General features: G+C 40.7%; 6 protein-coding genes and 1 CRISPR repeat array. Of the genes, 3 read left to right on the top strand and 3 right to left on the bottom strand.

What is annotated here, in order from left to right; genetic code table 11:
- Together H6G40_RS17795 and H6G40_RS17790 are read left to right on the top strand one after the other, a co-directional pair.
- Positions 1–247, top strand: a 247-nt coding sequence (locus tag H6G40_RS17795; RefSeq protein WP_190537171.1) for an IS30 family transposase, incomplete at its 5' end; no start/stop codon positions are given.
- A gap of 28 nt (positions 248–275) precedes the next feature.
- A CRISPR array of direct repeats spans positions 276–3,124; the repeat unit is 36 nt; unit sequence CTCTCTACTCGCTAGAGAAATTAATTGAATGGAAAC.
- 261 nt (positions 3,125–3,385) lie between these two features.
- Entirely contained in the window at positions 3,386–4,405 is a 1,020-nt protein-coding gene (locus H6G40_RS17790; RefSeq protein ID WP_190538081.1) for a methyltransferase, read from the top strand.
- A 44-nt stretch (positions 4,406–4,449) separates the two neighbouring features.
- Here the strand turns inward: H6G40_RS17790 and H6G40_RS17785 are convergent, their stop codons facing one another.
- Entirely contained in the window at positions 4,450–5,883 is a 1,434-nt protein-coding gene (locus tag H6G40_RS17785; RefSeq protein WP_190538079.1) for a phosphoglucomutase/phosphomannomutase family protein, read from the bottom strand.
- 60 nt (positions 5,884–5,943) lie between these two features.
- Positions 5,944–6,288 carry a hypothetical protein gene (locus H6G40_RS17780; protein ID WP_002737370.1) on the bottom strand — a complete coding sequence of 115 codons (345 nt, stop codon included), beginning with the start codon at positions 6,286–6,288 and terminating at the stop codon, positions 5,944–5,946.
- Positions 6,289–6,606: 318 nt separating this feature from the next.
- Between H6G40_RS17780 and psbO the strand changes: the two genes are divergently transcribed.
- Positions 6,607–7,440, top strand: a complete 834-nt coding sequence (gene psbO / locus H6G40_RS17775) for a photosystem II manganese-stabilizing polypeptide (RefSeq protein WP_002773425.1) — start codon at positions 6,607–6,609, stop codon at positions 7,438–7,440.
- A 359-nt stretch (positions 7,441–7,799) separates the two neighbouring features.
- Here psbO and H6G40_RS17770 read toward each other — a convergent pair whose 3' ends face one another.
- Positions 7,800–8,864, bottom strand: a complete 1,065-nt coding sequence (locus H6G40_RS17770) for a glycosyltransferase family protein (protein WP_069474361.1) — start codon at positions 8,862–8,864, stop codon at positions 7,800–7,802.
- Positions 8,865–8,921 lie beyond the last annotated feature (57 nt).

Below are 8,921 nucleotides of genomic sequence, written 5' to 3'. Positions count from 1 at the left end.
GAAACTAGGAGCAGATTTTTATTTTGCTACTCCTTATCATTCGTGGGAGAGGGGATTAAACGAGCATACCAATGGACTGTTAAGACAATTTTTCCCCAAGGGAACGAATTTTAAAATCGTTAAGCCAGAGGAGGTGGAAAGAGCCGTAAACTTGATTAACAATCGTCCTCGAAAATGTCTTGACTATCGTACCCCGAATGAGGTATTCTATAAAGGTAGATCAGACAGTGATGCAATTCAGACTTGAATTGGCCGTTGTTAATTATTTTGTTTACCTCTCTACTCGCTAGAGAAATTAATTGAATGGAAACTCACAGCACAAATTAACTTGAGGGATATACCCATCGTCTCTCTACTCGCTAGAGAAATTAATTGAATGGAAACCAAATCGCGGCTACGGACTACTACTCTTCGTTCTTCACTACCTCTCTACTCGCTAGAGAAATTAATTGAATGGAAACTCTATCCAATCTGGGTAACAAGGAATAGGTAACTGCGAAGGAACTCTCTACTCGCTAGAGAAATTAATTGAATGGAAACAGCCACTGGGTGACTTCTCTAGGCGTTAGGTATTTTTCTCTCTACTCGCTAGAGAAATTAATTGAATGGAAACTAAATAATCAATTATTCCCCAATATAGAATTTTCTACTCTCTACTCGCTAGAGAAATTAATTGAATGGAAACTGAATGAAAAGTGTTACCAAAAGAATTGTTTATGATTAATCTCTCTACTCGCTAGAGAAATTAATTGAATGGAAACAAACGACGAGTTGAAGCTTTATCTATCGTGTCTTCTACTCTCTACTCGCTAGAGAAATTAATTGAATGGAAACAGCTTTTGCTATAAAAGAGGCTATGGTGTGACTTCCCCAGCTCTCTACTCGCTAGAGAAATTAATTGAATGGAAACAGAAATGAGCAGTAGGTACACCGAAAGCATTTTCCACTCTCTACTCGCTAGAGAAATTAATTGAATGGAAACACCAGGATCGCCAAATACAATCGCACCCGATACCGATCCGCTCTCTCTACTCGCTAGAGAAATTAATTGAATGGAAACTTAAATGAAAGGCTGTCTAAGTCTGCCAATAAAGTTTTACTCTCTACTCGCTAGAGAAATTAATTGAATGGAAACACGGACTACTACTTTTCGTTCATCGCCACTTGTAAGCTCTCTACTCGCTAGAGAAATTAATTGAATGGAAACCTCTTCAATAGATTGAGTTAATTCAAGGGTTTCCCATTTCCTCTCTACTCGCTAGAGAAATTAATTGAATGGAAACTCCCCACAAAAGACTTTAAAGCCCCTAAATTTTTCCACTCTCTACTCGCTAGAGAAATTAATTGAATGGAAACGCCTTAGTATCGGGTAATTGATGAAGATTTTTACTGTGCTCTCTACTCGCTAGAGAAATTAATTGAATGGAAACTTGTAATTGTTCCGGCGACGCATGGGATTGGCTAAGAACTCTCTACTCGCTAGAGAAATTAATTGAATGGAAACTAGAGAGTAATCTTGTAATCTGACAAGATTTAAGTCGGAACTCTCTACTCGCTAGAGAAATTAATTGAATGGAAACCCAAACAGCAATAAACTTGATAAACGGCGCGGCGGACTCTCTACTCGCTAGAGAAATTAATTGAATGGAAACTCTTCAAAAGCTTCCCTAGACTTAGCAACATACATCTTAGACTCTCTACTCGCTAGAGAAATTAATTGAATGGAAACGATGTCTAGCCTGACATTAAAGGCAATTGAAGGTAAGGTACTCTCTACTCGCTAGAGAAATTAATTGAATGGAAACAGCCATAGAGTCTTTTGACGAAATGGTGGGCAAATTCCTCTCTACTCGCTAGAGAAATTAATTGAATGGAAACTATTTCTGAACAGATGTACTACTGTAAATACTCATGGTTTCTCTCTACTCGCTAGAGAAATTAATTGAATGGAAACGCCTCAAGAAAAACAAATGGAAAAGGCCCTGCTTGCCTCTCTACTCGCTAGAGAAATTAATTGAATGGAAACAGTTAAAAAGATAGAACCGATGTACTCACATACAGAGTGCTCTCTACTCGCTAGAGAAATTAATTGAATGGAAACATAGGTACAGGTTCACCTAATAACATATCGACAAGTTGCTCTCTACTCGCTAGAGAAATTAATTGAATGGAAACCATTCTTTTTCTGTTCTGGGTTTTGGCGGATCTGTCAACTCTCTACTCGCTAGAGAAATTAATTGAATGGAAACTGGGCATCCGCCCACATAAACCCAATCTTCATAACTCTCTCTACTCGCTAGAGAAATTAATTGAATGGAAACCAGGAGTATTGATACGTTCTATTTCGATTGGATTCTTCTCTCTACTCGCTAGAGAAATTAATTGAATGGAAACTAATCTCCAGAACTGAATCTGACTTAAATCTTGATTCTCTCTACTCGCTAGAGAAATTAATTGAATGGAAACACTAGGTTTTTCTATAAAAGTACCCTTGATAGGATACTCTCTACTCGCTAGAGAAATTAATTGAATGGAAACTTAAAACTCTTGCCATGTCATCGGGTCGGTTGCTGGCTCACCTCTCTACTCGCTAGAGAAATTAATTGAATGGAAACATTACACCTTTACTTTTTCGAGTCCACGCTGTTCTACTCTCTACTCGCTAGAGAAATTAATTGAATGGAAACTTTTCCTCGATAGGAATCAAGGGAAGCGATAGACCGATCTCTCTACTCGCTAGAGAAATTAATTGAATGGAAACAAAATAAATCACATCACCAACCACTAAGTCAGTGATTTCTCTCTACTCGCTAGAGAAATTAATTGAATGGAAACAGGATTCCGGGGATGCAGTCTCGCTCGTCGGTTGATCTCTCTACTCGCTAGAGAAATTAATTGAATGGAAACTCTGGAAGGGGAAAATCGGTAAAGGGTATCTTTTGTTCCTCTCTACTCGCTAGAGAAATTAATTGAATGGAAACTATTTCTGAAATTCCCAAGGATCGGCCGCAAGTGGCTCTCTACTCGCTAGAGAAATTAATTGAATGGAAACTTCTTTCATCTTTTGCAAAGAAATCTCATGATCTGGCTCTCTACTCGCTAGAGAAATTAATTGAATGGAAACGACGAGGCGGGAGTCTCGAGTCTTGCTGCTAAGTTCTCCTCTCTACTCGCGCTTAGAAATTAATTGAATGGAAACCCGCTTTAAATTTTGGATTGAAATTTTGTGTTTATCTCTCTACTCGCACTTAGAAATTAATTGAATCTCCCCCAATCCCTTTCCTGTTGACCCTTGCAAAAGTGCCTCATCTCAACAGACGATTTAAATGCGCTGGCAGCTTATCCTATATGGTAATGTTTAATTATATTCCCACAAAAGTTGCTTATGTCCTTACCTGAACTCCCTCTTCATCTTCAATTAACCCAAATGGTTTCGGGTTATTGGCTATCTCAGGCCATCTATGCTGCGGCTAAATTAAGTCTAGCCGAGCATTTAAGCAAAGGAACGAAATCCTGTCAAGATTTGGCCTCCCTAACTGAGACTAATCCTGCTGCTTTATACCGACTGATGAGAGCATTAGCTAGTGTGGGAATTTTTCAAGAAACTGAATCTCAACAGTTTATACTAACTCCCTTAGCCGAACATTTATCTAGTGACCATCCCCGGTCAGTAAAAGCGACAGCGATTATGTTAGGAGAAGCCCCCCATTATCAAGCCTGGGGAAATGTGTTACATAGTATTAAAACGGGACAACCATCTTTTGATGATGTCTTTGGGATGGGAGTCTTTGAATATTTTCAAACTCATCCGCTAGATGCAGAGATTTTTGAACAGTCGATGAATAGTTTTTCTTTTTCGGAGGAGAAGGCTATTTTAGCTGTGTATAATTTCTCGGAATTTCAAACCCTAGTAGATGTAGGTGGGGGATACGGTGAGATGTTGGGGACAATCTTAGAGCAATATCCCCACCTCAAAGGGATTCTTTTTGATGAAGAATATGTAATTTCCCATTGTCAACCGACTTTAGAAAAACACGGGATTCTCCATCGTTGTCAAACCGTTGGGGGTAATTTTTTTGAATCCGTACCGTCAGGAGGAGATGGCTATTTATTAAAACATATTATTCATGATTGGGATGATCGACGAGCGATTGCTATTTTGAAAAACTGTTGTCAAGCTTTAGATAGTAACGGTAAAGTTTTGGTCTTGGAAATGGTTGTTCCTTCGGGTAATAATCCTTCGGCCGCTAAAATGTTAGACATAAATATGTTAGTTATGTGTCCAGGAGGTAAGGAAAGAACCGCAGAGGAATTTGAGGAATTGTTGAGTCCAGCGGGATTAAAATTAAATCGAATTATTCCAACTCAAGAGGATATTTGTATTATTGAATGCGTTAAAAAATAATAGAATAGAAAAAGGGTTTCTTCAAGAAACCCTTTTTCTATTGTTTAGATATAGGTAGCCCAAGATTTTGCCCAGGCGAGAATTTCATGAACTCGATCGAGGCTTGAAGATTCACAGTAGAGACGCAAAACCGGTTCTGTGCCACTAAAGCGAATTAACAACCAACTGCCATCTTCTAAACGGAATTTATAACCGTCTATAGGATTACAATCAGTCACTTGTTTACCAGCAATTTCCCTTAAGGGTTCCTGATCCAAAGCAGTGATTAACTGATCGCGAGCTTCCATATTAGCTAGGGGTAAATCAATGCGATCATACTGAGAATGAAAGCCAGTTTTATCCTGTAATTGCGCGTAAAGATCGCTTAAATCTTGGCCCGATTCCACCACTGCTTCCAAAACGTATAAAGCTGATAATAAAGCATCCCGTTCGGGAATGTGAGTACCATAACCGACACCTCCGGACTCTTCCCCACCAATTAACACAGGAGTGGTCAACATTCGATCGGCGATATACTTATAACCGATCGGGGTTTCAAAGACCGATAAACCGTATAAACTGGCTAATTTGGGGATTAAATCGGAACCGCTCACCGTTTTGACAATTTCCCCTCTCATTCCCTTTTTGCCGGCTAAATGCTCGATTAAAATCGGGATGAGATTTTGGGTGCTTAAAAAATTCCCCTGACCATCGATCGCCGCCACTCGATCGCTATCCCCATCGAAGACCAAACCTACTCGCAAAGGGGCTAAATTTGCGCTGTGAGACAGCTTATCGATGATTTCCGTCAAATTTCTCGGTAAAGGTTCCGGAGAGCCGCCACCGAACAAAGGATCGCGATTGCCGCGTAATTCCGTGATCCCCACCCCCAAAAGACGCTCTAAACCGGTAGCCGCCGCACCGTGCATGACATCGGAATAAACTTTTAGTTGTCCCGATTCGATCGCGTTGGCAATAGCGGCAATATTAACTTTTTGGCGTAAACCCTGACAATAACCTGACCAGGGTTCAAAAGTGCTTAATTTACCGGCAGCTGCCTTAAATTGTGGCGGATTAGACAATAAAGCTTCAATTTGTTGGGTAATTTCCGGCGAGACAGAACCACCAAAATAACCTTTAACCTTCAAACCGAGATATTTAGCCGGGTTATGACTGGCGGTTAACACGATCGCACCGAGAGCATTTTCTGATCGAGCTGCCCAACTAAAAGCGGGAGTGGGAGCATAGGATTGGGAGAGAAGCACATCAAAACCTGCTTTTTGCAGCGATTCCGCCGCAGTTTGAGCAAAATCCTCCGCCATAAACCGCCGATCATAGCCGACGATTATCGTCCGCGAACCCGTGATCTGACCATAATTATCGGCTAAAACCTGAGCCGCCAAGGGAGCGAGCAGAGCAACTCGATCGAAAGTAAAATCGGCGGCGATAATCCCGCGCCAGCCATCGGTTCCAAATTTAATCGGGTTCACGGTGGTCATGATTTACCCCTAAATATCCATTTTTTCAATACTGTAACCCGCTCCGTAACCTCTGGAAACTCATTTTTCCCGATCATCGGTTTTTGCCGCCGAATCGAGCGCACCGACTTCACTGGCTAATAATTTTTCCATTAACATTTGTAACTTCATCCGTTCTATATAGGGCCATCCCCCGGTTTCCTCGATATCCCGGAGTAATCCGTATAAATCCTTACGAGTATTGGGTAAAGATGGCTCGAACATCTGCTCGCGAATTTGCCGATGTAAATTTTCTAAAGTTCGCAGCAACCTTAACAAACCGTTACAATCTCCCTGTTGTTCTTCGGCGATCGCTGTCACTGTCGTTACAAGGGAATGTAGTTGGCTATCTAATTGGCTATTATCTCCAGGTAATCGGCTATTCATCGGAATTTCTGCATCTGAAAACAGTCACACCAATCATATCAGTCATCAGCTATCAGTTACTTAGAGCCTCCTGACTTGAAAGAGGGTGTGGGGAAGTGGGGAGAACAAAGCTGCCTATTGCCTATTGCCTATTGCCTATTGCCTATTGCCTATTGCCTATTGCCTTCTGTCTCTCCTCTCCCTGTCTCCCATCTTCTCAATGGTCACTGATCTTTGATAAACTGAGTTTCGGTGAATTGGCGCAACCGATTCGATAATTCATCAGGCTATGGATCAAGGGTAGTAATTGTAAAGATTGACAAAGAGAGGTTGACATAGATGAGATTTCGTGCCTTGTTAGTTGCCTTTTTAGCCTTGTGCTTAGGGGTGTTGACAGCTTGTAGCGACGCGCCTAGTGCCGTCCTGAATAGAAACGAGCTAACCTATGATGAAATTTTAAACACTGGATTAGCTAACAAATGTCCGCAGATTTCCGAGTTTACCCGGGGGACTCTCCCCTTAGAAAGCGGCGAAAGTTATGTAGTGACAGATTTGTGCTTGGAACCCCAAGAATATTTTGTCAAGGGTGAACCCATTAATAAGCGGGAAGCAGCCACTTTTATCCAGGGTAAACTCTTAACCAGAGATACCACCAGTTTAGAACAGATGACAGCGACCTTAACCGTAGGCGAAGACGGTGTTTTAACCCTCAAGGAAGAAGACGGTATCGATTTCCAACCCATTACCGTACAATTACCCGGAGGTGAAAGAGTTCCCCTCTTCTTTACCATTAAAGGTTTCACCGGCAAAACCGAAGCTGGATTTAGCTCTATCAACAGTTCCACGGATTTTGAAGGCGACTTTAAAGTTCCCTCCTATCGTGGCGCTGGTTTCTTAGATCCCAAAGGTCGGGGTGTGGTGACGGGTTATGATAATGCTGTCGCTTTACCCGCTAGTGCTGATAGTCAAGATTTCCAGCGTGCTAACGTCAAAGCGACGGAACTGGGTAAAGGTACTATGTCTTTACAGGTGACTAAAGTTGACGCTTCTACTGGCGAGTTTGCTGGTGTTTTTGAAAGTGAACAGCCTTCCGACACCGATTTAGGCGCAAAAGATGCTGAAGAAGTGAAAATTCGCGGCATTTTCTACGGTCGTCTCGAAGCTCGTGCCTAATTAATTTTTGGCTAAGTTCAGAATTTCTGGAAATTAAGGCGAATTTCTCCCTGGAGAAGTTCGCTTTTTTCTAAGCTTTGACACAATTAATACTAAATCCGTTGAGTATAGGCTACTTATAGAGGAGAGGCACTTATGCAACAGGTAAAAGTTATATTGAGAGAATTAAGCATTAGTTGGTAACTCCCCAGGTTTGCCATGACATAGACATCATTAAGGTTAGTTCTGGTTAATTGCTCGTACAAACTATTTGGCAACACCTCTAATTTTCGCTTTTACTTTTTCAATATGTCAGAGGAACCTTGACAAATCAGAAATTTTCTAGAGCTATTCATATTTTTTATTGAGTATCTACTAAACTATAAACCCAGGCGACGGCGAGTTTTTTTGAAACTAAAGGGGGAGTGAGCCATAAATAGCTTCAAAAATTCTAGGCGACTTTGAAGATCACGATATTTTTTTAGGTAGTAAAATAGTGCTTCTAAATCAATATAAACACCCTTGCGATACAGGTAATGCGCCAATTCTATGCCACTAATCTCATTTTTTAAAAGGTCAATTAACTCAAGGGTGCTAGGTAAGCTATTGGGGCAGAATGAGGAACTATAGGCAGAGTTTACCCATGATGCTTCTTTCCCTTTATAGGTTTTAGATTCTGGGTGTCCGAAACCAATATTATAGATCAAAGAAGTTTTAGGAATAAGATGAACCCGATCTTGATACAAAGATGCAAGAGTAAGAGTAATAACCCAGTCAGTTTGACCATTTCTCTCTAGCCAGAACTGGTTTATTATAGTCATTTTTGTTTGCACGGTGGCGGGTATATTATAGAATTTTCCAAAAGGATTATATTGTTTAGGCTGATTGATGAGAGCGATATCATTCCAGCGATCGGCCCAGATACCGAATCCCCAAGAAAAAACTCTACGAGAGAGAGCAAAATCCTCTTCGAGCAGAGGATATGCTTGCTCTGGAAAGGTTGCATATCCGCTAATCGAAAAGATTTTTTTATGTTCACGGTATGCCTCTAGCAGACGGCACATACTATCATAAAAATATGGATTGGGAAAGTCATCATCTTCCAAGTAAACAATAGATTCATAAGTGGACAGTATTTCTGTAAAGGCCAAAATGACATTTTGATCACAGCCCAAATTTTGTGATCTTAACCTTATATCTACTGGAATTTTACTAGAGAACTCTTGCAGTAAAGCAATTGTTTGATCGATCAGGGGTAGATCAAGTTCACTTCTTGCTCCATCCACATAGGCAATGATCTGAGGAGGAGATAGAGTCTGTTGGGTTAAACCCTTTAAAACTTCCTTGAGTAGATCGGGACGAGTAAAAACTGTTAAAATAACTGGCGGCAAAGAACTAGGTAAAGTCACCTCATCAAGAGACATTGGTAAATTTGTTAAATTCATAGACTACCGCAAAACAAAAATTTTAACATCTGCATAAATCATGCCCAATATGGTAAC

This window comes from Microcystis viridis FACHB-1342 (genome assembly GCF_014698335.1).
In the GTDB taxonomy this organism is placed as follows: domain Bacteria; phylum Cyanobacteriota; class Cyanobacteriia; order Cyanobacteriales; family Microcystaceae; genus Microcystis; species Microcystis ichthyoblabe_A.
The sequence above is the reverse complement of the archived record's forward strand: the minus strand, read 5'-3'. Positions and strand labels throughout refer to the sequence as shown.

Coding starts and splice junctions, on each gene's coding strand:
- H6G40_RS17770 (WP_069474361.1), bottom strand. CDS start 8,864: ATGAATTTAACAAATTTACCAATGTCTCTTGATGAGGTGACTTTACCT.
- H6G40_RS17785 (WP_190538079.1), bottom strand. CDS start 5,883: ATGACCACCGTGAACCCGATTAAATTTGGAACCGATGGCTGGCGCGGG.
- psbO (WP_002773425.1), top strand. CDS start 6,607: ATGAGATTTCGTGCCTTGTTAGTTGCCTTTTTAGCCTTGTGCTTAGGG.
- H6G40_RS17790 (WP_190538081.1), top strand. CDS start 3,386: ATGTCCTTACCTGAACTCCCTCTTCATCTTCAATTAACCCAAATGGTT.
- H6G40_RS17780 (WP_002737370.1), bottom strand. CDS start 6,288: ATGAATAGCCGATTACCTGGAGATAATAGCCAATTAGATAGCCAACTA.